The 22,183-nt window shown below is 66.1% G+C and carries 24 protein-coding genes; 15 read left to right on the top strand and 9 right to left on the bottom strand.

Annotated features, from left to right (window positions below; all coding sequences use genetic code 11):
- Positions 1-222: 222 nt before the first annotated feature.
- Together BMZ21_RS00120 and gnd are read right to left on the bottom strand one after the other, a co-directional pair.
- On the bottom strand, positions 223-750 hold the full coding sequence (locus BMZ21_RS00120; RefSeq protein WP_244543635.1) for a gluconokinase: 528 nt from the start codon (positions 748-750) through the stop codon (positions 223-225).
- A 6-nt stretch (positions 751-756) separates the two neighbouring features.
- Positions 757-1,743 (bottom strand): phosphogluconate dehydrogenase (NAD(+)-dependent, decarboxylating), encoded by a 987-nt coding sequence (gene gnd / locus BMZ21_RS00115; protein WP_091828483.1) that lies wholly within the window; start codon positions 1,741-1,743, stop codon positions 757-759.
- 212 nt (positions 1,744-1,955) lie between these two features.
- Between gnd and BMZ21_RS00110 the strand changes: the two genes are divergently transcribed.
- Positions 1,956-3,770 (top strand): monovalent cation:proton antiporter-2 (CPA2) family protein, encoded by a 1,815-nt coding sequence (locus BMZ21_RS00110; protein WP_091828481.1) that lies wholly within the window; start codon positions 1,956-1,958, stop codon positions 3,768-3,770.
- 212 nt (positions 3,771-3,982) lie between these two features.
- Here the strand turns inward: BMZ21_RS00110 and BMZ21_RS00105 are convergent, their stop codons facing one another.
- Positions 3,983-4,273 (bottom strand): hypothetical protein, encoded by a 291-nt coding sequence (locus tag BMZ21_RS00105; RefSeq protein ID WP_091828479.1) that lies wholly within the window; start codon positions 4,271-4,273, stop codon positions 3,983-3,985.
- A gap of 5 nt (positions 4,274-4,278) precedes the next feature.
- Positions 4,279-5,289 carry a 1-aminocyclopropane-1-carboxylate deaminase gene (locus BMZ21_RS00100; RefSeq protein WP_091828478.1) on the bottom strand — a complete coding sequence of 337 codons (1,011 nt, stop codon included), beginning with the start codon at positions 5,287-5,289 and terminating at the stop codon, positions 4,279-4,281.
- A gap of 155 nt (positions 5,290-5,444) precedes the next feature.
- Between BMZ21_RS00100 and BMZ21_RS00095 the strand changes: the two genes are divergently transcribed.
- From BMZ21_RS00095 to BMZ21_RS00085, 3 genes are all read left to right on the top strand, one after another.
- On the top strand, positions 5,445-5,909 hold the full coding sequence (locus BMZ21_RS00095; RefSeq protein ID WP_091828476.1) for an Lrp/AsnC family transcriptional regulator: 465 nt from the start codon (positions 5,445-5,447) through the stop codon (positions 5,907-5,909).
- Positions 5,910-6,008: 99 nt separating this feature from the next.
- Positions 6,009-6,437: a MerR family transcriptional regulator gene (locus BMZ21_RS00090; protein WP_091828474.1), complete on the top strand. Its 429-nt coding sequence runs from the start codon at positions 6,009-6,011 to the stop codon at positions 6,435-6,437.
- Positions 6,373-6,777 (top strand): carboxymuconolactone decarboxylase family protein, encoded by a 405-nt coding sequence (locus BMZ21_RS00085; protein WP_091828472.1) that lies wholly within the window; start codon positions 6,373-6,375, stop codon positions 6,775-6,777. The genes BMZ21_RS00090 and BMZ21_RS00085 overlap by 65 nt, the downstream gene beginning before the upstream one ends.
- A gap of 49 nt (positions 6,778-6,826) precedes the next feature.
- Here BMZ21_RS00085 and urtE read toward each other — a convergent pair whose 3' ends face one another.
- The 5 genes from urtE to urtA form a co-directional block, all read right to left on the bottom strand.
- Positions 6,827-7,522 (bottom strand): urea ABC transporter ATP-binding subunit UrtE, encoded by a 696-nt coding sequence (gene urtE, locus BMZ21_RS00080; RefSeq protein ID WP_091828470.1) that lies wholly within the window; start codon positions 7,520-7,522, stop codon positions 6,827-6,829.
- 61 nt (positions 7,523-7,583) lie between these two features.
- The gene (gene urtD, locus BMZ21_RS00075) at positions 7,584-8,348 is read right to left on the bottom strand and encodes an urea ABC transporter ATP-binding protein UrtD (protein ID WP_091828468.1); all 765 of its coding nucleotides are present in this window, start codon (positions 8,346-8,348) and stop codon (positions 7,584-7,586) included.
- Between the two features lie 5 nt (positions 8,349-8,353).
- Entirely contained in the window at positions 8,354-9,493 is a 1,140-nt protein-coding gene (urtC, locus tag BMZ21_RS00070; protein WP_091828466.1) for an urea ABC transporter permease subunit UrtC, read from the bottom strand.
- Positions 9,490-11,091, bottom strand: a complete 1,602-nt coding sequence (gene urtB, locus BMZ21_RS00065) for an urea ABC transporter permease subunit UrtB (protein ID WP_425285390.1) — start codon at positions 11,089-11,091, stop codon at positions 9,490-9,492. Before urtB ends, urtC begins: the two co-directional genes overlap by 4 nt.
- A gap of 119 nt (positions 11,092-11,210) precedes the next feature.
- Positions 11,211-12,467, bottom strand: a complete 1,257-nt coding sequence (urtA, locus tag BMZ21_RS00060) for an urea ABC transporter substrate-binding protein (protein ID WP_091828464.1) — start codon at positions 12,465-12,467, stop codon at positions 11,211-11,213.
- Positions 12,468-13,138: 671 nt separating this feature from the next.
- On the opposite strand from urtA, the gene rnr reads away from it, so the two are divergent.
- From rnr to BMZ21_RS00005, 11 genes are all read left to right on the top strand, one after another.
- Positions 13,139-15,433 (top strand): ribonuclease R, encoded by a 2,295-nt coding sequence (rnr, locus tag BMZ21_RS00055; protein ID WP_244543634.1) that lies wholly within the window; start codon positions 13,139-13,141, stop codon positions 15,431-15,433.
- A 25-nt stretch (positions 15,434-15,458) separates the two neighbouring features.
- Positions 15,459-15,902, top strand: coding sequence for a DUF983 domain-containing protein (locus BMZ21_RS00050; protein WP_091828461.1), 444 nt, complete (start codon positions 15,459-15,461; stop codon positions 15,900-15,902).
- A complete protein-coding gene (locus tag BMZ21_RS00045; protein ID WP_091828460.1) occupies positions 15,899-16,633 on the top strand; it encodes an NUDIX hydrolase in 735 nt (244 codons plus the stop codon). The genes BMZ21_RS00050 and BMZ21_RS00045 overlap by 4 nt, the downstream gene beginning before the upstream one ends.
- A gap of 156 nt (positions 16,634-16,789) precedes the next feature.
- Positions 16,790-16,957, top strand: a complete 168-nt coding sequence (rpmG, locus tag BMZ21_RS00040) for a 50S ribosomal protein L33 (protein WP_091828458.1) — start codon at positions 16,790-16,792, stop codon at positions 16,955-16,957.
- A gap of 184 nt (positions 16,958-17,141) precedes the next feature.
- Positions 17,142-18,335 (top strand): phage portal protein, encoded by a 1,194-nt coding sequence (locus tag BMZ21_RS00035; protein ID WP_091828456.1) that lies wholly within the window; start codon positions 17,142-17,144, stop codon positions 18,333-18,335.
- A complete protein-coding gene (locus BMZ21_RS00030) occupies positions 18,332-18,832 on the top strand; it encodes an HK97 family phage prohead protease (protein ID WP_091828454.1) in 501 nt (166 codons plus the stop codon). The genes BMZ21_RS00035 and BMZ21_RS00030 overlap by 4 nt, the downstream gene beginning before the upstream one ends.
- A 13-nt stretch (positions 18,833-18,845) precedes the next feature.
- Positions 18,846-20,012, top strand: a complete 1,167-nt coding sequence (locus BMZ21_RS00025) for a phage major capsid protein (RefSeq protein ID WP_091828452.1) — start codon at positions 18,846-18,848, stop codon at positions 20,010-20,012.
- A gap of 10 nt (positions 20,013-20,022) precedes the next feature.
- Entirely contained in the window at positions 20,023-20,409 is a 387-nt protein-coding gene (locus BMZ21_RS00020; RefSeq protein ID WP_091828450.1) for a hypothetical protein, read from the top strand.
- 119 nt (positions 20,410-20,528) lie between these two features.
- Positions 20,529-21,149 carry a head-tail connector protein gene (locus tag BMZ21_RS00015; RefSeq protein ID WP_091828449.1) on the top strand — a complete coding sequence of 207 codons (621 nt, stop codon included), beginning with the start codon at positions 20,529-20,531 and terminating at the stop codon, positions 21,147-21,149.
- A 4-nt stretch (positions 21,150-21,153) separates the two neighbouring features.
- The gene (locus BMZ21_RS00010) at positions 21,154-21,567 is read left to right on the top strand and encodes an HNH endonuclease (protein ID WP_208862200.1); all 414 of its coding nucleotides are present in this window, start codon (positions 21,154-21,156) and stop codon (positions 21,565-21,567) included.
- 300 nt (positions 21,568-21,867) lie between these two features.
- A complete protein-coding gene (locus BMZ21_RS00005) occupies positions 21,868-22,140 on the top strand; it encodes a P27 family phage terminase small subunit (protein WP_091828447.1) in 273 nt (90 codons plus the stop codon).
- The last annotated feature ends 43 nt before the right edge of the window (positions 22,141-22,183 follow it).

The raw sequence follows: 22,183 nt of genomic DNA, 5'->3' as shown, positions 1-22,183 counted from the left end.
CTCCCCCGCCTCCCCTAACCATTGCTCTGATTGCGGCCTTTTTTCAATCGGTTGAAACTAGGAGCCGAATTGCAGTCCGCGCCCGTCGGAGTTCCAACGGGTGGACAACGACGCCATACCGTCATGGTCGGGCTTGTCCCGACAATCCACGCCTTCCTTCCCACAACGCGGTGTTCAAGACGCGGATGCTCGCCACAAGGGCGAGCATGACGATCGTGCGCTTCACCCCAGCCGCAACTCCCGAACCACCTGCTCGACGATCGCCTCCCTGCTCGCCTCGACCTCGACGACGAGCGGCTTCTCGTCGGCACCCGGTTCCTCCAGCGTCGCGAACTGGCTGTCGAGCAGCGCGGGCGGCATGAAATGGTGCTGGCGGGCGGCCATGCGCTGACCGATCAATTCGCGCGAGCCCTTGAGATAGACCAGCGCGACGTCGGGCCGGTTTCCCACGATCACGTCACGATAGGCCTTCTTCAGCGCCGAGCAGGTGACGATGCCCTTGCCGCCGGTCGTCCGCAATTCATCGATCCAGGCCGCGATCGCCGCCAGCCAGGGCTTGCGGTCCTCGTCGGTCAGCGGGATGCCTGAAGACATCTTCGCGACGTTGGCCGGGGGATGAAACGAGTCCGCGTCGCGGAACGGCCAGCCGAGCCTCTCGGCCAGCCGCTCGCCGAGCGAGGTCTTGCCCGAGCTCGCCACGCCCATCACGACGATAACCGCCGGTGTCCCGGCGCCATTGGCAAAGGTCATGCTCGCTCAGCCCTGCTTCTTCGGCTCGACATGGCCACCGAAGCCGGCGCGCATGGCGGAGAGGATCTTTTCGGCGAAGGTATGGTCCTTGCGCGAGCGGAAGCGGGTGTAGAGCGAGGAGGTCAGTACCTCGGCCGGCGTCGCCGTCTCGATCGCCGCCTGCACCGTCCAGCGCCCCTCGCCCGAATCCGAGACATGGCCGGAATAGGCGCCAAGCTCCTCGTCGGCCGCGAGCGCCTCGGCGGTCAGGTCGAGCAGCCAGGAGGTCACGACCGAGCCGCGCCGCCAGACCTCGGCGATCTCGGCGACGTCGAAGTCGAAGCCGTATTCCTCCGGCAGGCCGTCCTTGGCCGAGGCGTTGCGCAGGAGGTCGAAGCCCTCCGCGAATGCCTGCATCATCCCGTATTCGATGCCGTTATGGATCATCTTGACGAAATGGCCGGCACCGGCCGGGCCGCAATGCAGATAGCCCTGCTCGGCCGTCGGATTGCGCCCCTCGCGATGCTTTGTCGGCTCGATCCCGCCCTTGCCCGGCGCCAGCGCCTGGAAGATCGGCTCGAGCCGGTCGAAGGTCGCCTTGTCGCCACCGATCATCAGGCAATAGCCGCGATCGAGCCCGTGCACGCCGCCGGAGGTGCCGATGTCGAGATAGTGCAGCCCCTTGGCCTCGAGCTCGCGTCCGCGCCGGACATCGTCCTTCCAGAAGGCGTTGCCGCCATCGATCAGCGTGTCGCCGGGGCTCATCATCGCCGCGAGATCGGCGAGCGTCGTCTCGGTGATCTCGCCGGCCGGCAGCATGATCCAGATCGCTCGCGGCGCCTCGAGCTTCGCCACCATCTCCTTGAGATCGCCGACATTGACGGCACCGTCTCTCGCCAGCGCCTCGCCCGGCTTCGGATCGCGGTCATAGACCACGCAATTGTGCCCGGCGCGGTGCAGCCGCCGGACGATATTGGCCCCCATGCGGCCGAGGCCGACCACTCCAAGCTGCATAGCGAACGCTCCTGCTGCCGGCAGAGAGCCGGCTTTGGCGATGCTAAATGCCCCGATGGAAGCCGGCCGGCAAGCGTTGGCCGGCCGGCACGCTAGCTGCATCGTGTTGTCGGGGCGCTCTGGCGGCCGGACGAAAGCTTGCCTAAACCGCCTGGGCGCCTTCTGCTTCGAAGGCGCGGATATCCACAGCGAAGGCAGGCAAAGGGAGCGTTATGGCGGCTGAAGGCTTCTCTCAGGATCTGGTTCAGGCTGTCGGGCTTCTGGGAGCAGGCGTCATCGCGGTGCCGATCTTCCGCAAGCTCAAGCTCGGCTCGGTGCTCGGCTATTTCGCCGGAGGCCTCGTCATCGGCCCCTCCGGCATCGGCCTGTTCTCCAACCCTGAGAGCGTGCTCCACGTCGCCGAGTTCGGCGTCGTCATGTTCCTGTTCATCATCGGGCTGGAGATGCAGCCCTCGCGGCTCTGGAACCTGCGCGGCGAGATCTTCGGCCTCGGCGTCGCCCAGGTCGGGCTGTGCGGCGCGCTGCTGACCGGCGTCGGCATCCTCGCCGGCCTGCCTCCCGCCGCGGCCTTCATCGCCGGCATGGGCTTCGTGCTCTCTTCGACGGCGGTCGTGATGCAGATGCTGAACGAGCGCGGCGAAGCCTCGACACCGCAGGGCCAGCAGGCGGTCTCGATCCTGCTGCTCGAAGACCTCGCCATCGTGCCGCTGCTCGCCGTCGTCGCGGTGCTTGCGCCCGCGAAGGCCGCCGAAAGCAGCGGGATCATGCCGCTGGTGATCGGCGCCGGTTCGCTCGTCGGCCTCGTCATCGCCGGCAAATGGCTGCTCAATCCGATGTTCCGGCTGCTCGCCAATGCCCAGGCCCGCGAGGTCATGACCGGCGCGGCGCTGCTCGTCGTGCTCGGCTCGGCGCTGGCGATGCAGCTCGGCGGCCTGTCGATGGCGATGGGCGCCTTCCTGGCCGGCGTGCTCCTCTCGGAATCGACCTTCCGCCACCAGCTCGAGGCCGATATCGAGCCGTTCCGCGGCCTGCTGCTCGGCATGTTCTTCCTCGCAGTCGGCATGTCGCTCGACCTCAAGCTGATCGCCCGGGAATGGCAGGTCGTGGCGCTGGGCGTCGCCGCCTTCATGCTGGTCAAGGCGGCCGGCATCTTCATCGTCGCCAAGCTGTTCCGCACCCGCACGCGCAATGCGATCACCCGGGTCGCGCTGTTCTCGCAGGGCGGCGAATTCGCCTTCGTGCTCTATAGCGCCGCCGCGGCTGCGGGCATTTTCGACGCACGCATCAACGCCATCGCCAGCGCGATCGTGATCCTGTCGATGGCGCTGACACCGCTGGTCGTGCTCGCCATCGACCGCTTCATGCCGCCCGAGCCGGAATCGCTGGATGGCGTCGAGCACGCCGAGGCTCTGAAAGGCCGCATTCTCGTCGTCGGCTTCGGCCGTTTCGGTCAGGTCGCGAGCCAGACCCTGCTCGCCCGCGGCTGCAGCATCTCGCTGATCGAGACCGACGTGGAGATGATCCAGGCCGCCGCGACCTTCGGCTTCAAGGTCTACTATGGCGACGGCACCCGCGCCGACATCCTCCACGCCTCGGGCGCCCATCAGGCCGAGGCGATCCTGGTCTGCGTCGAGAAGCGCGAGACGGCCAATGCGATCGTACGGGTGGCGCAGGCCGAGTTCCCGCATGCGAAGCTGTTCGTGCGCGCCTTCGACCGCGGCCATGCGATGGACCTGATCCGCGCCGGCGTCGACTACCAGATCCGCGAGACCTTCGAATCCGCGATGGTCTTCGGCGGCGAGGTCCTGCGGGCACTCGGCGTGCCGGAGGAGGAAGCCGCGGAGATCGTCGAGGATGTCCGCCGCCGCGACGCCGAGCGCCTCGACCTCCAGGTCGCCAGCGACATCCATGCCGGCCAAGACCTGATCCATTACGGCAACCAGCCGACACCCGCGCCGCTGACCAAGCCGAAGGCGGCGGGCACGGTCATCGGCGATCTGCCGGACGCAGCCGGCGCCAGACCGTAGCGGCACGAAACACACACCGGAGAACCCCTCCCCCTTGTGGGGAGGGGAAGGGGTGGGGGTCGCAAAGCCGGAGTGATCGGCCGAACCAGACAGCACTCCCGCTGCTGCCAGTCCTGCCGACGCTCGCCAAGCGGCACCACCTCCATCCCTATCCCTTCCCCACAAGGGGGAAGGGAAGAGTTCAGCCGACCGGCGCTGGCGACGCAGCCATATCAGGGGAACATCAGCGGCAGCGGCTCGGCCTGCCAGGTGGGCTCGACTGTGAGCAGCCTCACCTCGGCCCGAGCAAGCCCGTCGCCGACTGCCTCGGCAGCGAAGCGTTCGGCGCTGGCCGCGTCTGGGAAGCCGACCGCGACCAGCGTGTTGCCAGGCGCGTTCCGGTCGCGGGCGACGAAGCTGAGCTTCGCCCGCCCGTTGAGGCCGAGTCGGCCGACCCGCGCGAGCAGGGCATCGCGCAGATCGTCGCGCCCAGCCGCGATCTCACAGAGGACGAGCGCCTCCATGACGCTCAACCGTTGCGGAAGGTGTAGCTGTAGCCGTTGATCGCCGGCACGCCGCCGAGATGGGCGTAGAGCACCTTCGATCCCGCCGGGAAGAAGCCCTTCTTCACCAGGTCGATCATGCCCTGCATCGATTTCCCCTCATAGACGGGGTCGGTCATCATGGCTTCGAGCCGGGCCGACAGGCGGATCGCCTCGATCGTCTCCTTCGAGGGCACGCCATAGACCGGATAGGCGTAGTCCTCGTTCAGCACGATATCGTCCGCCGTGATCTGCTTGCCGCCGACGAGCTCGGAGGTCTTCTGCGCGATGTCGAGCACCTGCGCCCTGGTCTGCGCCGGCGTGAACGAGGCGTCGATGCCGATGACGTTGCGCTGGCGTCCGTCCTTGGCGAAGCCGACGACCATGCCGGCATGGGTCGAGCCGGTGACCGTGCAGACGACGATATAGTCGAACTTGAAGCCGAGTTCCTCCTCCTGCGCCCTCACCTCCTCGGCGAAGCCGACATAGCCGAGCCCGCCGAACTTGTGCACGGACGCGCCGGCCGGGATCGCATAGGGCTTGCCGCCCTTAGCCTTTACATCCTCCAGCGCCTTTTCCCAGCTGGCCCGGATGCCGATGTCGAAGCCCTCGTCGACCAGCTCGACATGGGCGCCCATCACCCGCGACAGCAGGATGTTGCCGACCCGGTCGTAGACCGCGTCCTCATGCGGCACCCAGCTCTCCTGCACCAGGCGGCACTTCATGCCGATCTTGGCGGCGGTCGCGGCGACCATGCGGGTGTGGTTCGACTGCACGCCACCGATCGAGACCAGCGTGTCAGCACCCGACGCGATCGCGTCCGGGACGATGTATTCGAGCTTGCGCAGTTTGTTGCCGCCGAAGGCGAGGCCGGAATTGCAGTCCTCGCGCTTGGCGTAGAGCGCGACCCCGCCGCCGAGATGGGCCGAGAGGCGCGGCAGCTTCTCGATCGGCGACGGCCCGAAGGTCAGCGGGTAGCGTTCGAACTTGGCGAGCATGGCGGGTTCCCCTCGTGGAATGACCCGCAAACGCTAGCAAAACGCTCCTGAAAGGTGCTCCCGAACTTGGCTTTTGATTTTCTCTCTGCTTTCGCAAAATTCTCAATCTGATACTTCTGGCGACAAGACGAGCGGCTAAGGCGGAAGAATCGTTCATGGAGGCTGAACTCGATAAAATCGACCTCAGAATCCTGCGTCTGCTGCAGGCCGACGGGCGCATGGGCAATGCCGAGATCGCCAAGCGGGTGAACACCAGCGCCGCCACCTGCCATCGCCGCATCCAGCGCCTGTTCGCCGAGGGCTACGTCACCGGCGTGCGCGCACAGATCGATCCGCACAAGGTCGAGAAGGGCACGCTCGCCATCGTCGGCGTGGTGCTCGACCGCTCGACCCCGGAAAGCTTCGGCCTGTTCGAGCAGGCGGTAAAGGCACTGCCGGCCGTGCTCGACTGCCACATCGTCGCCGGCGATTTCGACTATTTCCTCAAGATCCGCGTGCGGGACCTCGCCGACTTCAACAAGCTGCACGCGAAGACGCTGCTGGCGCTGCCCGGCGTGCGCCAGACCCGCACCTTCTTCGTGATGAAGGAGGTCATCGACAACGCGCCGCTGGAGTTCTGAGACGGGCGCACGGCGCCCCGAAAATACTTTCGCCGAGCGCATTGACTTGGAGTGCGCTCGAACTCGTAGCTTCCCCGGCGTCGTGATGAGAAGGCGGCCATGAAGATCGGTGAACTCGCCAGGCGCTCGGGACTGTCGGCCCATACGATCCGCTATTACGAGCGGATCGGGCTGTTGCCCTATGCCGACAGGGACCGGTCACGCCAGCGCGACTACGACGCCTCGATCCTGACCTGGATCGATTTCCTCGGCCGGCTCAAGACCACCGGCATGCCGATCCGCGAGATGTTGCGCTATGCGGCGCTACGCGAAGCTGGTTCCGGTACGGAAGCCGATCGTCGTAGTCTGCTGGAACGGCACCGCGAGCAGGTTCGCGCTCGCGTCGCCGAACTCGAAGCCTGCCTTCTCGTCCTCGACACCAAGATCGCCGGCTATGCCGACATCGAGAAGAGGATCGAAGACCATGACGCACATCAACGCACACGCCGAAACCAGCAGGCTGGAGCGCGGCAGGCGGGCTCTCGCTGAGATCGATGGCGAGGCTGGCCACAGGGTGATCGCGGCGCTCGCCGACATCGCCCCAGATTTCGCAAACTACGTGTTCGAGTTCTCGTTCGGAGACATCTATTCGCGGCCGGGGCTCGACCTGCGTTCCCGCGAGATCGCGACGATCGCGGCGCTGACCGCGATGGGCAACGCCCAGCCGCAGCTCAAGGTCCATATCGAGGCCGGGCTGAACGTCGGACTGTCGCGCCAGGAGATCACCGAGGTCATGATCCAGATGGCAGTCTATGCCGGCTTCCCGGCGGCGCTGAACGGGCTGTTCGCGGCGAAGGAGGTCTTCGCCGCGCGCGACCTCTCCGCTTGAGCTGAGGCTGCACCGGCCCCGCTGACATCTGATCAGCGGGGTCCGAGCGTCACACCTGAATCAACCGCTGCACCTGGTTGCCGTCCAGTTCCGCCATCGGCCCGGCCAGCACGACCTCGCCGCGGTCCATCACGAACATCGTGTCGGCGAGGTCGCGGGCGAAGTCGAAATACTGCTCGACCAGCACGATCGCCATGCCGCCCTTCTGGCGGAGGTAGTCGATGGCGCGGCCGATATCCTTGATGATCGAGGGCTGGATGCCCTCGGTCGGCTCGTCGAGAACCAGCAATTTGGGTCGGGTGACCAGCGCCCGCGCGATCGCGAGCTGCTGCTGCTGGCCACCCGAGAGGTCTCCGCCGCGCCGGCCCAGCATGGACTTCAGCACGGGGAATAGGTCGAACAGTTCGTTCGGGATGAAGCGCTCCTTGCGCGGCAAGGGCGCAAAGCCGGTTTCCAGGTTTTCCTTCACCGTCAGCAGCGGGAAGACCTCGCGGCCCTGCGGCACGAAGCCGATGCCGGCGCGCGCCCGGTCCTCGGTGCGCAAGGTCGAGATATCCTCACCGCCGAAACTGATCCTGCCGCCGCTGATAGGCTGCTGGCCGACGATGGCGCGCATCAGCGAGGTCTTGCCGACACCGTTGCGGCCCATGACGCAGGTGACCTTGCCGATCTCGGCGGTGACCGAGACGCGTCGCAAGGCCTGGGCGGCGCCGTAATGGAGGTCGATGGCATCCACAGTCAGCATGAGCAGTTGTCCCGCCGCATGACCTGATCGGAAAACCGGCTTCTACGTTTCCGCAGCATGCTTAGCGCCCCAGATAGACTTCGACGACTCGTTCATTGGCACTAACCTGATCGAGGGGTCCCTCCGCCAATACAGAGCCCTCATGGAGTACCGTGACCTTCACGCCGAGCTCGCGGATGAAGCCCATGTCGTGCTCGACCACGATCACTGAATGGTCTTTCGCGATCTCCTTGAGCAGCACTGCGGTCTGCGCCGTCTCGCCATCGGTCATGCCGGCGGCCGGCTCGTCGACGAGCAGGAGCTTGGGGTCCTGCGCCAGCAGCATGCCGATCTCGAGCCACTGCTTCTGGCCGTGCGAGAGCGAGCCGGCGAGCTTGTCCCGTTTGTCGGCGAGCTTGATGATGCCGAGGATCTCGTCGATGCGCTTCTGCTGCGGCGCCTCCGTCTGCCAGAACAGCGTCTTCAACACCGTGCGCTTCGACTTCAGCGCCAGCAGGATGTTGTCCTCGATCGTGTGGAAGTCGAACACGGTCGGCTTCTGGAATTTGCGGCCGATGCCGAGATTGGCGATCGCCGCCTCGTCGAGCCGGGTCAGGTCGACCGAGCCGCCGAACATCACCGTGCCCTCGTCGGGCCGGGTCTTGCCGGTGATGATGTCCATCATGGTGGTCTTGCCGGCACCGTTCGGGCCGATGATGGCGCGCATCTCGCCGGGTTCGATCGTCAGCGACAGGCCGCGGATCGCCTTGAAGCCGTCGAAGGCGACACTGACGCCGTCGAGATAGAGCAGCGAGGAGGTCAGGGCGCCGGGCGTGGGAGCGTTCATATCGGTTACTCCGCCGGCGCCGGTTCGGCCGCTGGCACGGGCGCGGGCCGCTTGCGGCTCTCCCACCAGCCCTGCGCGGTCCCCAGAATGCCCTTCGGCATGAACAGCGTGACGAAGACGAAGAGCGCACCGAGTGCGAACAGCCAGTACGGCGCCATGAAGCCCGAGGTGAACATCGTCTTGGCCCAGTTGACGACGACGGCGCCGAGCGCGGCGCCGACCAGCGAGCCGCGCCCGCCGACCGCCACCCAGATCACGGTCTCGATCGAGTTGGCCGGGGCGAATTCACTGGGGTTGATGATGCCGACCTGCGGCACGTAGAGCGCGCCGGCGACGCCGGCCATGCAGGCGGAGACGGTGAAGACGAAGAGCTTGAAGCGATCGACCCGGTAGCCGAGGAAGCGCGTGCGCGATTCGGCGTCGCGGATCGCGATCACCACCTTGCCGAGCTTGGAGGTGACGATGCCCCGCGCGAGCAGGAATCCGGCGATCAGCATCGTGCAGGTCATCGCGAACAGCGCCGCGCGCGTGCCCTGCGCCTGCACGTTGAAGCCGACAATGTCCTTGAAATCGGTCAGGCCGTTATTGCCACCGAAGCCCATGTCGTTGCGGAAGAAGGCGAGCAGCAGCGCATAGGTCAGCGCCTGGGTGATGATCGAGAGATAGACGCCGGTGACGCGGCTGCGGAAGGCGAACCAGCCGAAAACGAAGGCGAGCAGGCCGGGGACCAGCAGCACCATCAGCATCGCGAACGGGAAGGAGGAGAAGCCGTACCAGTACCAGGGCAATTCCTGCCAGTTCAGGAAGACCATGAAGTCGGGCAGGACAGGGTTGCCGTAGACCCCGCGCGAGCCGATCTGGCGCATCAGGTACATGCCCATCGCGTAGCCGCCGAGCGCGAAGAAGGCGCCGTGGCCGAGCGAGAGGATGCCGCAATAGCCCCAGACCAGGTCGAGCGAGATCGCCAGAAGGGCGTAGCAGAGGTACTTGCCCCAGAGCGACATGGTTGCGGTCGAGACATGGAAGGGCGAGCCGGCCGGGATCAGCAGGTTCGCCAGCGGCACCAGAAGGCCGATCGCAGCGACGATGGCGAGGAAGGCATAGCCACGCTTGTCCATATTCGAGAGAAGGAAGCGGGTGATCATGCTTCCACCGCCCTGCCCTTGAGCGCGAACAGGCCGCGCGGGCGCTTCTGGATGAACAGGATGATGAAGACGAGCAGCGCGATCTTGCCGAGCACGGCGCCGGCGTAGGGCTCCAGGAGCTTGTTGGCGACGCCGAGGCTCATGGCGCTGATCAGCGTGCCCCAGAGATTGCCGACACCGCCGAAGACCACGACCATGAAGCTGTCGATGATGTAGCTCTGGCCGAGATTGGGGCTGACATTGTCGATCTGCGAGAGTGCGACACCGGCCAATCCCGCAACGCCCGAGCCGAGCCCGAAGGTCAGCGCGTCGATCCGGCCGGTGCGGATGCCCATCGCCGAGGCCATACGCCGGTTCTGGGTGACGGCGCGCATCTGCAGGCCCATCGGCGTCAGCTTCAGGATCGCCAATAGGGCCGCAAAGACGAGAGCGGCGAAGACGATGATCCAGAGCCGGTTCCAGGTGATGGCGAGACCGCCGAGCTCGAAGGCGCCGGACATGAAGGCTGGCGCCCCGACCTCGCGGTTGGTCGGCCCGAAGGCGGTGCGCACCGCCTGCTGCAGGATCAGGCTGATGCCCCAGGTCGCGAGCAAGGTCTCCAGCGGCCGTCCGTAGAGGAAGCGGATGACGCCGCGCTCGATCGCGATGCCGACGGCGCCGGCGACGATGAAGGCGGCGGGGATCGCGATCGCCAGCGACCAGTCGAACAGCCCCGGAAAGCGCGCCCGGATCACCTCCTGCACGATGAAGGTGGTGTAGGCGCCGAGCATGACCATTTCGCCATGCGCCATGTTGATGACGCCCATCACGCCGAAGGTGATGGCGAGCCCGATCGCGGCGAGCAGCAGCACCGAACCGAGCGAGAGCCCGTACCAAAGGTTCTGGCCGGCCCGCCATAGAGCGAGCCTGCCCTCGATCTCGGTAATGGCGCGCGCCTGAGCCTCTCTCAAACCCGGCGAGGCGTCGCCCGGCAGGGCGCGCAGCGTCGCCAGCGCATCCTGGTCGCCGCGCTCGCGCAGCACATCGACGGCGGCAATGCGGTCGAAGGGCGGCGCGTCTGTCTTGACGATCAGGATCGCGGCCTGCGCCTCGCGCAGCGCCCGGCGCGCCCGATCGTTGGTCTCCTTGGCGATGGCAGCTTCGAGGACTGGCAGCACCGAGACGTCACGCGCCCGGAACACCGCCTCGGCCGCCGCGACGCGCTTGGCCGGATCGGGATTGATCAGCCCGAGCCCGCCGAGCGCGCCCTGGATCACCCGGCGGACATTGTTGTTGAGCCTGACCGCCTTGACGCCGGCCGGCTCGGCAGGGAGCGCCTGTCCCGTCTTCGCATCGAGGAAGCCGCCTTCCCTGGTCTTCACCGCGACCACGCCGCCGCCGGCGAGCAGCCGTCCATCGGCCAGCGCCTCGATGATCACAGCCGCATTCGGATGGGCGCCCTGAACGAGAATGTCGATGGCGCGCGCCGTGTCCGAGAAGCTGTCGGCGTTGAGCCGCGCGAAGGCGTCGTCGGCGCTCTGCGCGAGCACTATGGCCGGCGCGAAGGCGAGTGTCATCGCGAGCGCAAGCAGGCGCAGGAGGCTGGGAAGGATCCGCATGTCTCGCTTCGATTGGCTGGTCGGCTGTATGCACGCCGCCGGCCTATCCGGCGGCGTGCTCAGGCAATTCGAAGGGCGGCCGGCCGTTGATCGTCCGTGCCGCCCTTCCCCCTCTTAACTCAGGCGCCGCCGCACTTGCCGGTCTTGACGTTGAAGTTGCCGCACTTCTTCTCGACCCAGTCGCCGACCAGGTCCTTGGAGCCGTCGAGCTCCTTCGACCAGGCATCGCCCGCGACGAGACCGGTCTTCGAGACCACGTCGAACTGGCCGTCGGCCTTGATCTCGCCGATCAGCACCGGCTTGGTGATATGGTGGTTCGGCAGCATCTTCGAGACACCGCCGGTCAGGTTCGGCGCCTCGATGCCCGGCAGCGCGTCGATGACCTTGTCGGGATCGGTGGACTTGGCCTTCTCGACCGCCTTCACCCACATGTTGAAGCCGATGACATGGGCTTCCATCGGGTCGTTGGTCACGGCCTTGTCGTTCTTCTTGAAGGCCTTCCACTGCTTGATGAAGGCCTCGTTCTCCGGCGTCTTGACCGACTGGAAGTAGTTCCAGGCGGCGAGATGGCCGACCAGTGGCTTGGTGTCGATGCCGGCGAGCTCTTCCTCGCCGACCGAGAAGGCGACGACCGGGATGTCGGTCGCCTTGATGCCCTGGTTGCCGAGTTCCTTGTAGAACGGCACGTTGGCATCGCCGTTGATGGTCGAGACCACGGCGGTCTTCTTGCCGGCCGTGCCGAACTTCTTGATGTCGGAGACGATGGTCTGCCAGTCGGAATGACCGAACGGCGTATAGTTGATCAGGATGTCCTCGGACTTGACGCCCTTCGACTTGAGGTAGGCCTCAAGGATCTTATTGGTCGTGCGGGGGTAGACGTAGTCGGTGCCGGCGAGCACCCAGCGCTCGACCTTCTCTTCCTTGGCGAGGTAGTCGACGGCGGGGATCGCCTGCTGGTTCGGCGCGGCGCCAGTGTAGAAGACGTTGCGCTCGCTCTCCTCGCCCTCGTACTGGACGGGGTAGAACAGGATCGAATTCAGCTCCTTGAATACCGGGAGCACCGATTTGCGCGACACGGACGTCCAGCAGCCGAACACGGCCGCGACCTTGTCCTTGACGATCAGCTCGCGCGCCTTCTCGGCGAAGAGCGGCCAGTTCGAGGCCGGATCGACCACCACCGCCTCGAGCTTCTTGCCGAGCACGCCGCCCTTCTTGTTCTGCTCATCGATGAGCATGAGCATCACATCCTTCAGCGTCGTCTCCGAGATCGCCATCGTGCCGGAGAGCGAGTGCAGGATGCCGACCTTGATGGTCTCTTGCGCCTGCGCCGGAAGCAGAGAGGAGAGAACCGTGGCGCCTGCGAAGGCGGCGCCCATGACCACGCGACGAGTGAGTTTCACTGCGATGTCCCCCGAGGGTCCCTGTTGACCGCGCCCCTCCCGGGCGCAGTTGCCTTGTCGGCTGGCGGGAATGATCGCAAGCCACGTGCCAACCCGAGTTCCGGTTCGGTGGGCGTCGCAACAAACGTGTTGCGAGCGCTTTCCCAAGCGATTTCCTGCGGGCGATACGCTTCGCAACGCAAAGATCATGCGCGCGGCCGGAACCTGATCATCAAACAGGCAAACGACCTGCCCACAAAATAAGCAGAAATATCCGAAGTCGGCGCAATGACCGATTTTATTGCAGTCGCGGGCTCTGTGAGCCGCTGAATCTTTACCGTTTACGGCGCGCTTGGAATCACCCTAGCCTCTCCTTGTCGGTAACAACTGAAAGGAGGTGATCCAGTGTCTCATTGTCATCAACCGCTGTCGCGGGGGGCGCATGGCCTGGACTCGTCCCATGAGGGGTTCGGTTGCGCGTGAGTTTCCGTGACGCTTAGCCCTGTTACCGGGGCTGCGGTTCGGCAATGGAAGGGCTGCCCGCAAGGGCAGCCCTTCTCCTTTTCGGGCAGCAGTTCTGCACAGGCCGTTCTGGCGCGCCCGGTTACGGCGTGGCAGAAACCAGCCATGATAATCGCGCCCAGCCGCAGCTGACGAGGCCCCCGCCCTTGCCCCGTCCCGACACCGATCTCTCCCGCGACGCCATCCTCGCCTTCATCGCGGAGGAGCGCGCCGCCGGCCGCGAGCCCGGCCGCCGCGACATCGCCAAGGCCTTCCAGCTCGATGGCGGCGGCAAGATCTGGCTGAAGCGCCTGCTGCGTGAGCTCGAGCTGGAGGAGAATGGCAGCTCCGGCCCGGTCAAGCCGCATGCCGCCTTGCCCGCGGTCCTGCTCTGCGAGATCAAGACGCGCGACCGCGAAGGCGACCTGATCGCCGCTCCGCTCGAATGGAACGAGGCCGACCAGGGCGAGGCGCCGAAGATTCTGCTCGAGCGCCAGCGCGAATTCCGCCGCCAGCCGAAGACCCCGGCAGCGGCCGCCCCCGGCGTCGGCGACCACGTTCTGCTCAAGCTGACGAAGCTGCGCGGCGTCGAGGGCTATCAATGGTCCGGCCGCACCCTCAAGGTCATGGGCAAGGCCAAGGCGCAGGTTCTCGGCATCTTCCGTGCCCTCCCCGACGGCTCCGGCCGGCTCGTTCCAGTCGACAAGAAGGCCCAGGGGCGCGAGGCTCTGATCCCGAAGGGGCAGACCGGCAACGCCGAGGATGGCGATCTCGTCTCGGTCTCTCTTGCCCGCGAAAGCCGGTTCGGCCCGCCCCAGGCCAGGGTGCGCGAGCGCCTCGGCTCGCTGAAGTCGGAGCGCGCGGTCTCGCTGATCGCGATCCACGCCCATGGCATTCCGAACGAATTCCAGCCGGCGACGATCGCCGAGGCGCAAGCGGCGAAACCTGCCACGCTCGCTGGTCGCGAGGATTGGCGTGCACTGCCGCTGATCACCATCGACCCGGCCGACGCCAAGGATCATGACGACGCCGTTCATGCGGCGCCCGACGACGATCCCGACAACCCCGGCGGCCATATCGTCACCGTCGCCATCGCCGACGTCGCCTCCTATGTCCGCCCTGGCTCGGCGCTCGATCGCGAGGCGCTGGAGCGCGGCAACTCGGTCTATTTCCCCGACCGCGTCGTGCCGATGCTGCCGGAGCGGATCTCGAACGATCTCTGCTCGCTGCGCGGCGGCGAGGATCGGCCGGCGCTCGCCGTCCGCCTGATCCTCAAGGCCGACGGTTCGAAGAAGAGCCACAGCTTCCATCGCATCATGATGCGCTCGGCGGCGAAGCTCTCCTATCAACAGGCCCAGGCGGCGATCGACGGCAAGCCGGACGATCTCACCGGCCCGATTCGCGACAGCATCCTGATGCCGCTCTGGGCCGCCTATGGCTCGGCCGCGCGCGCCCGCGACGCCCGCCAGCCGCTCGATCTCGATCTGCCCGAGCGCAAGCTCGTCCTCGACACCAATGGCAAGGTCACGCGCGTGATCGTGCCCGAGCGGCTCGCCGCGCACCGGCTGATCGAGGAATTCATGATCCTGGCCAACGTCGCCGCGGCCGAAACGCTGGAAAAGGCGAAGAGCCCGCTGATCTATCGCTGCCATGACGAGCCCTCGCTCGAGAAGATGCGGGCGCTCGGCGAGGTCCTGGCCTCGATCGGCATCAAGCTGCCCAAGGACGCGGCGCTGCGACCAGTGCTGTTCAACCGCATCCTCGCCATGATCAAGGGCTCGGAGAACGAGCTCTTGATGAACGAGGTCGTGCTGCGCACCCAGGCGCAGGCCGAATACGTCGCCGAGAACTACGGGCATTTCGGCCTCAACCTGCGCCGCTACGCCCATTTCACCTCGCCGATCCGGCGCTATGCCGACCTGATCGTGCACCGCGCCTTGATCTCAGCTCTCAAACTCGGCGATGACGGCCTGCCGAGATCTACAACCCTCGCCGAATTGCGCGAGGTCGCGACCCGGATTTCGGCGGCCGAGCGGCGCGCCATGGCGGCCGAGCGCGAGACCACCGACCGGCTGATCGCCCATTTCCTTGCCGACCAGATCGGTTCGAGCTTCGACGGGCGCATCGCCGGCCTCAACCGCGCCGGCCTCTTCGTCAAGCTCGACGGCACCGGCGCCGACGGCTTCATCCCGGCCTCAACCCTGGGCGCCGACTATTATCGCCATGACGAGCGCGCCCATGCATTGGTCGGTGATCGCACCGGCGAAAGCTGGCGCCTGGGCGATCGTGTCCATGTCAAACTGGTCGAGGCGGCGCCGGTCGCGGGGGCGCTTCGCTTCGAGTTGCTCACAGAGGGTAGGCCCGCGACATCCGACCGCTCTGGCAAAAGGTCACGGCCTGTTTTACCTATGGGGCGAAAGCAGGGCCGCCCCCCGCCCAAACGATCGGGCCGCAAGCGCTGACGCCCCGCATTAACGAAGACATCCCATGTCCATACATTGTCACCAACCCAAGCCGGTCCAGGCTCGCGACTGGCGTCAAGCTATGCGTCGCGGCCTCTTCGGTCGCTGCCCGCATTGCGGCGAAGGCAAGCTGTTTCGCACCTTCCTCAAGCCGGTCGATTCCTGCGAGGCCTGCGGCGAGACCCTGCACCATCAGCGTGCCGACGACCTGCCGCCCTATATCGTCATCACGATCGTCGGCCACATCGTCGTCGGCGGCATCCTGCTGGCGGAAAAGTACAGCAACTGGTCGATCGCGCTGCACCTCTGGGTCTGGCTGCCGCTGACCGTCTTCCTCAGCCTAGCGCTGATGCAGCCGGCCAAGGGCGCGGTCATCGGCCTGCAATGGGCGCTGCGCATGCACGGCTTCGGCGGCGCCATGCCGAGACCTGAGCGCCAGCCGGCCATGAAGGCCCTGGGCGGTCGATGAGTGACCACACCGTCACCCTGACCCAGGCCGAGCGGGCCCGTACCAGCGTCAACCTGCGCCCGCGTGACGCGGCGACCATGCTGATCCTCGATCATTCCGGGAAGAAGCCCAGGGTGCTGATGGGCAAGCGCCATGCCGGCCACAAGTTCATGCCGGGCAAATACGTCTTCCCGGGCGGTCGCATCGAAGCCGGCGATCGGCGCATGGCCGCGACCGGCGCCCTCGCCGGTCCCTGCGAGCAGCGCCTGCTCGCCCGTTGCGCGCGGCCGAGCGAGGAGCGCGGGCGTGCGCTGGCACTCGCCGCCATCCGCGAGACCTTCGAGGAGACCGGCCTGCTCTTCGGCAGCGCCGAGTATGGCGCGCCCGAACGCCCACCCGCGGGCGCTTGGGCCGAATTCGCGGCCAAGGGCGTCTTCCCCGATCTCGGCGCCGTCACCTTCGTCGCCCGCGCCATCACCCCGCCGCGCCGGCCCAAGCGCTTCGACACCCGCTTCTTCGCCGTCGACGCCCGTACCGTCGCCGGCAAGGTCGAGGGCGTGATCGGCCCCGATTCGGAGCTGGTCGATCTTGTCTCCGTCACCTTCGACGAAGCACGCGAGCTCGACTTGCCGACCATCACCAAGGTGATCATCGCCGAGGTCGAGGAGCGGCTGAAGGCCGGATTTGCCCCATATCTGCCGGTTCCGTTCTACTGGGAGAAGCGCGGCAACTTCGTGCGCGAGCTGCTCTGACGCCTTGGGGCAGCGGAAAATCCGTATGCCCGCCCGATATTCCTTGACTTACCCACGCCGATACGGCATTCCCCGCCCATCGGATTGCCGGGCTCGCCCGGCCATTTTGTTTTCTGCGCGGGCCGACGGCGGCCCCACCTATTCGAGGGCTCCGCCATGGCCAAGGCCGTGACCATCAAGATCAAGCTCATCTCGACCGCGGACACCGGGTACTTCTACGTGACCAAGAAGAACTCGCGGACCATGACCGAGAAGATGTCGAAGAAGAAGTACGACCCTGTCGCGCGCAAGCACGTCGAGTTCAAGGAAACCAAGATCAAGTAGCGCTCAACGACGTAACTACTTGATTTTGCTCTGAAAATGACCGCCCTTAACCGGGCGGTTTTTTCATTTGGGCATCACCGGGGCAACAGAAGAACGCGCCTAGCTGCCCTGAATATTTTTCCTTTTTGCAGGATGTTTCATTTTCACTTGCGCTATTGCAAGATTTTGAGATCCGTGATTCGCAATGGCCATGTGGCCATTCACGCGCAAGGAGCACTGGGCGGAAGACGCGAAGAGCCTTGAGGCTCTCGCCGAGTTTTTTGCTGCAGCCAACGGGACGGCGAGCAAGATCGCTGCGAGCCCGGCGGTAGCGCTGCAATGCCCGCCGGTGTTCCGGGCCGTGGCGGTCCGATCGGAGGTGCTCGGCGCGCTGCCTCTGCATCTCCATCGGCGGCTCGACCACGGCGGGAAGGAACGCGCCGATCATCCGCTGGCGGATCTGCTGGCACAGCGGCCGAACGGCTGGACCTCTGCCCCGCTCTTCCTGATGGAGATGGAGCGCGACAGCCTCCTGAACGATGCTGGCGCCTTCGCCTTAGCCAATCGAGTCGGCGGCGGCCGCATCCATGAACTTGTGCGGCTCACGCCCGGCACCGTGACTGTTGAGACCGACCCGGGCGGAGAGCCTCGTTATCTGGTCAGCCGGAAGGGCGGAGGCCAGCGCGCCTATGGCTGGACCGATGTCCTGCATATTCCGAATGTCGGCAACCTCTGCCCGGTCAAGGCGGCGCGCGAGGCGATCGGGCTCTATCGGGCGATGGAAGGCCATGCCGGCCGCATCTTCAGCAATGGCGGCCGGCCGAGCGGCGTCCTGAAGGCCAAGGGCTCGCTGAAGGAAGCGACGATCAAGCGGCTGAAGGAGTCGTGGAATCGAGCTCACGCCGGCGACGCATCCGGCGGGACCGCAATCCTCGAGGATGGCATCGACTTTCAGGCGCTCGCCAGCACATCGGTCGATCTGCAGTTCCATGAACTGCGCGGCTTTCAGGTGGTCGAGATCGCCCGTGCGCTGGGCGTGCCGCCGACGCTGCTCTTCGACTTCGGCCGTGCGACCTGGGGCAACGCCGAGCAGATGGCGCAGGCGTTCCTGACCTTCACACTTCTGCCCCGGCTCAAACTCTGGTGCGGCGCGATCTCGCGGCTGCTCTCTGCCGAAGAGCAGAAGACGCTGGTGCCGGAGTTCGTTGTCGACGGGCTGGTCCAGGCAGATATCGCGGCGCGATTCGCAGCCTACAGCTCGGCCGTGTCGAGCCGGATCCTCAACCCGAACGAGATCCGCGCGATGGAGAACCGGCCGCCCTATGCCGGCGGCGAGCGCTTCGAGAACCCGAACACGACGAGCGGCGCGCCGGCTGCTCAGCAGGAGGTCGCCGCATGATCGCGCTTGAGCTCAAGGCTTCCGTCTCGGTCGACGACACCGGCGCCATCACTGGCATGGCGTGGCCGTTTGGCTCACCCGACCGAATGGGCGACGAGATCCTGCCCGGCGCGTTCAAGGGGGCGAAGGCTCCCCTGCCGCTGCTCGCCTTTCACCGGCCGGACGATCCTGTCGGCGTCTGGGAAGCGATCACCGAGACGCCGAAGGGCCTTGCCGTCTCCGGCCGGCTGCTGGTCGACGACCTTCCCCGCGCCCGCGAGGTCCGCGCGCTGGTGAAGTCCGGCGCCGTTACCGGCCTCTCGATCGGCTTCATGACCAAGAGCGCCAGTGCTCGACGTGGCGGCGGCCGCACGATCCGCGCCGTCGAGCTGGTCGAGATCTCGCTCGTTTCCGTCCCCGCCCACCCCGGCGCTCGCGTGAGCAGCGCCAAGTCGGCCGAGCAGGCAATCACGCTTGCAGAGGCCATCAACCGCGCTGCCGAGCGCCTGCGAGCATGAAAGGCCGCACAACATGATGCACGTCTCTCGCCGCGCCCTTGTGGCCGGCTTGATCGAACTGAAGGGCGACGACGACGATCCGGTCGCCGGCGTCACCAGGGCGCTCGACACGTTGTCGCGCGCTGTCGACGACCGTCTGAAGGCCGTCGAGCAGAAGGCGGACACCTCCGCGCTCGCCGGCCGTCTCGACCAGCTCGAGGCGAAGCTGAACCGCTCGGGCGCGGGCGGCGCGGATGAAGACGAAGGCGGCGCCGAGGAGCGCAAGTCGTTCCTGAGCTACCTTCGTCTCGGCAACCAGACGCCGGTCGAGGATCTGAAGGCGCTGACCGTCTCGAACGATCCGCAGGCCGGCTACCTCGCTCCGGCCGAGATGAGCACCGAGTTCATCCGCGACCTGGTCGAGTTCTCGCCGGTTCGCTCAGTCGCATCGGTCCGCTCCACCTCCTCGCCGGCAGTGAAGTATCCGCGCCGAACCGGCGTCACCAACGCGCAGTGGGAAGGCGAGGTCGAAGAGAGCGAGGAATCCGAACCGAGCTTCGGCATGCTCGAGGTGCCGGTCGACAAGCTGACGACCTTCACCGACATCAGCAACGAGCTCCTCGCCGACTCCGGTGGCCAGGCCGAAGCCGAGGTCCGCCTCGCCTTCGCCGAGGACTTCGGCCGCAAGGAGGCCATCGCCTTCCTGAGCGGCTCGGGTGTGAAGATGCCGGAAGGCCTGCTCGTCAACGGCGAGGTGCCCTCGATCGTCAATGGTCACGCCGCGAACCTCAGCCCCGACAAGCTGATCGAGCTGCTCTATTCGCTGCCGGCGGCCTATCGCAACGCGCCGGGAGCACGCTGGGCGATGAACGGCACGACGCTCGCGGCAATCCGCAAGCTGAAGGACGGCCAGAACAACTTCCTTTGGCAGCCCGCCTTCACTGCCGGCCAGCCGGAGACGCTGCTCGGCAAGCCGGTGCTCGAGATGCCGGACATGCCCGATATCGCCAACGGCGCAACGCCGATCCTCTATGGCGATTTCAGCGGCTATCGCATCGTCGATCGGCTCGCCCTCTCGGTCCTGTCTGATCCCTACACGCAGGCACGCCGCGGCGTGACGCGCCTGAACGCCACGCGCCGTGTTGGCGGTCGCGTCATCCAGCCCGCCAAGTTCCGGAAGCTCCGGACGGCCACCTCCTGAGGAGAGCATCATGCGTCGCGATCTCGCTTCGAATATCGCTGACGTGCCGGCCATTGCGCCGGCCGTGCAGTCCGCTGCCGCTGATGGCGCAGCGATCGACACCAAGGGCTTTTCGTCGCTCGCCTTCCTGGTCAACACCGGTGCCATCGTCGGCTCTGGCGACTTCGGTGTGAAGCTTCAGGAATCTGATTCTTCCGGCTCCGGATTCACCGACGTCGCTGCCGATCAGGTCGATACGACCGCGCCGGCCACGCTCACCGCGACGAGTTCCTACAAGCTCGGCTATCGCGGGAACAAGCGGTTCGTCCGCCTCGCACTCGCGAAGACCGGCGGCACCAGCATCGCGCTCGGCGCAATTGCCGTGCTCGGCCATCCGGATCACGCGCCCGTCGCCTGATCCGCCAAGTCGCCCGCCGGCTTCCGTCGCCGAGCGGGCACCGCCGCCGGTTATCGCCGGCGGCTGGCCGGGCGCGTGTGGCTCCCTTCGCGTGCCCGGCCATTTTCCAGGGAACGATCATGCTCGAAGTCATCACGGCCGCTGAAAACCGGAAGCTGACGACGCTGGCGGCTGTGAAGGCTGATCTTGGCCTCACAGGCGCCGAGGAGGATGCGCGCCTCGATGCGCTGATCGAGCAATACAGCGCTGCCATCGTCGGCTGGTGCGGTCGGCCATTCGCCCTCGAAATGCTCCGCGAGACGATTTTTAGTCCCGCCGCAACTAACGGTCTCATGCTCTCGTGCTGGCCGGTCGTCTCGATCGCCAGCATCACGCTCGACGGCGTTGCGATCGCTCCAGAGGCGTACACCGTCGATCGCAACGCCGGCCTCGTCCATCAGCGCCAGCCCGGCCCGAGCGGCTTCTGGTGGCCGCGCGGCGAGACTGTCGCCACGTACGCCGCAGGCTATATCCTGCCCGGCTCCGCCGAGCGCACCCTCCCGTACGATGTCGAGCGCGCTGCGATCATGCTCGTGAAGGCTGCGTTCCTTGCGGCCGAACGAGATCCGCATGTCCGTTCGGATAGCGTTGAGGGCGTCGGCACGACGACCTGGTTCTCGACACTCGGCACTGCCGGCGATGCCATGCCGCTCGAAGTGCAAGGCCTGCTCACGCCTTACCACCACCTCACTGTCGGATAGCGCCATGCCCTTTCGCGCTCCCCGCATCTGCTCCTGCGGCAAGGTGGTGGCATCAGGCCAGCGCTGTGCCTGCCGTCGTGCTGTAGCGAAGGCACACGATGTCGCTCGTGGCACCGCGGCCCAGCGTGGCTATGGCGCGCGCTGGCGGCGTGAGAGCAAGGCCTTCCTCGCCGAGCCCGGCCATGAACGTTGCGCTTGCGGCTGCGGCAGGGCCGCCGACATGGTCGACCATATCCGCGCCCCGAAGGGCGATATGGCGCTGTTCTGGTCCCGGCCGAACTGGCAGCCCTTCGCCCGCATTTGCAACTCGAGGAAGGCGATCGCCTCCGAGGGCGGCTTTGGGCACTTGAAATCCGGGGGAGCAAGCTCCCCCGGCACGGCCTCATCTCGACCAGTTTTTGCGGATTACCAGGAGTGAAGCAGTGATTTCTAGCACTAACTTCACCACGGTAAGGACCAACAGCACTTCTGCCATGGTTCCCCCCTTTCTTATTGGGAGGGAGCCACATCCAGCTTCACTCACTGACTTGAGCAAAGGCGTCACCAACGGAGAGCCATTGCGGCTCCTCGTTTCCATAACAAAGCAGGATTGGCTCCCGCCGAGTGTCAGCATCTCGACTATGGGGGGGAAGGTCAGAACTTTTCAACTGGGGGGCCAGACCGCACGGGGTGCCTCGCGCAGGGTTCCACCGAATTCGGTTCGCGGAGAATTCGGGCGATGAGAGGCCGCCGTCCTGCAACCCTGAAGGCGATCGAGGGCGGGCTCTCCGGAACCGCGCCGCTGCCGCCTGACGTGCCGAAGAGCTGCCGGGCCGAATGGGACCGCGTCGTCTCCGATCTCGCGGCGCGCAAGCTCCTGACGCCTGCCATGCTCGGCTCGGTCGCCGCCTATGTCATCGCCCGGTGGACCGTCGGCGAATGCGTGAAGGCGGTTCAGAAGTGTGAGATCGCCTGCAATGTTGCCCCCCGTGAGGGGCGTTTATCGCGTTGAAGGTTAGCCCCCCTGTTATCGGCTCTGGCTGATCCTTCCGGTT

Origin of the sequence: Allobosea lupini (assembly GCF_900109525.1) — a bacterium.
GTDB lineage: Bacteria > Pseudomonadota > Alphaproteobacteria > Rhizobiales > Beijerinckiaceae > Allobosea > Allobosea lupini.
The sequence above is the reverse complement of the archived record's forward strand: the minus strand, read 5'-3'. Positions and strand labels throughout refer to the sequence as shown.

Bases quoted from the DNA above. Each gene is read 5' to 3' on its own strand.
- BMZ21_RS00095 (WP_091828476.1), top strand. From the start codon at position 5,445: ATGGAGGCTGAACTCGATAAAATCGACCTCAGAATCCTGCGTCTGCTG.
- urtB (WP_425285390.1), bottom strand. From the start codon at position 11,091: ATGCGGATCCTTCCCAGCCTCCTGCGCCTGCTTGCGCTCGCGATGACA.
- urtA (WP_091828464.1), bottom strand. From the start codon at position 12,467: ATGGGCGCCGCCTTCGCAGGCGCCACGGTTCTCTCCTCTCTGCTTCCG.
- BMZ21_RS00030 (WP_091828454.1), top strand. From the start codon at position 18,332: ATGATCGCGCTTGAGCTCAAGGCTTCCGTCTCGGTCGACGACACCGGC.
- BMZ21_RS00010 (WP_208862200.1), top strand. From the start codon at position 21,154: ATGCCCTTTCGCGCTCCCCGCATCTGCTCCTGCGGCAAGGTGGTGGCA.
- BMZ21_RS00090 (WP_091828474.1), top strand. From the start codon at position 6,009: ATGAAGATCGGTGAACTCGCCAGGCGCTCGGGACTGTCGGCCCATACG.
- urtC (WP_091828466.1), bottom strand. From the start codon at position 9,493: ATGATCACCCGCTTCCTTCTCTCGAATATGGACAAGCGTGGCTATGCC.
- BMZ21_RS00100 (WP_091828478.1), bottom strand. From the start codon at position 5,289: ATGCTCGCCAAGTTCGAACGCTACCCGCTGACCTTCGGGCCGTCGCCG.
- BMZ21_RS00005 (WP_091828447.1), top strand. From the start codon at position 21,868: ATGAGAGGCCGCCGTCCTGCAACCCTGAAGGCGATCGAGGGCGGGCTC.
- BMZ21_RS00110 (WP_091828481.1), top strand. From the start codon at position 1,956: ATGGCGGCTGAAGGCTTCTCTCAGGATCTGGTTCAGGCTGTCGGGCTT.
- BMZ21_RS00085 (WP_091828472.1), top strand. From the start codon at position 6,373: ATGACGCACATCAACGCACACGCCGAAACCAGCAGGCTGGAGCGCGGC.
- urtD (WP_091828468.1), bottom strand. From the start codon at position 8,348: ATGAACGCTCCCACGCCCGGCGCCCTGACCTCCTCGCTGCTCTATCTC.
- BMZ21_RS00025 (WP_091828452.1), top strand. From the start codon at position 18,846: ATGATGCACGTCTCTCGCCGCGCCCTTGTGGCCGGCTTGATCGAACTG.
- BMZ21_RS00020 (WP_091828450.1), top strand. From the start codon at position 20,023: ATGCGTCGCGATCTCGCTTCGAATATCGCTGACGTGCCGGCCATTGCG.
- BMZ21_RS00015 (WP_091828449.1), top strand. From the start codon at position 20,529: ATGCTCGAAGTCATCACGGCCGCTGAAAACCGGAAGCTGACGACGCTG.
- BMZ21_RS00120 (WP_244543635.1), bottom strand. From the start codon at position 750: ATGACCTTTGCCAATGGCGCCGGGACACCGGCGGTTATCGTCGTGATG.
- BMZ21_RS00050 (WP_091828461.1), top strand. From the start codon at position 15,459: ATGTCCATACATTGTCACCAACCCAAGCCGGTCCAGGCTCGCGACTGG.
- BMZ21_RS00105 (WP_091828479.1), bottom strand. From the start codon at position 4,273: ATGGAGGCGCTCGTCCTCTGTGAGATCGCGGCTGGGCGCGACGATCTG.
- BMZ21_RS00035 (WP_091828456.1), top strand. From the start codon at position 17,142: ATGGCCATGTGGCCATTCACGCGCAAGGAGCACTGGGCGGAAGACGCG.
- BMZ21_RS00045 (WP_091828460.1), top strand. From the start codon at position 15,899: ATGAGTGACCACACCGTCACCCTGACCCAGGCCGAGCGGGCCCGTACC.
- urtE (WP_091828470.1), bottom strand. From the start codon at position 7,522: ATGCTGACTGTGGATGCCATCGACCTCCATTACGGCGCCGCCCAGGCC.
- gnd (WP_091828483.1), bottom strand. From the start codon at position 1,743: ATGCAGCTTGGAGTGGTCGGCCTCGGCCGCATGGGGGCCAATATCGTC.
- rpmG (WP_091828458.1), top strand. From the start codon at position 16,790: ATGGCCAAGGCCGTGACCATCAAGATCAAGCTCATCTCGACCGCGGAC.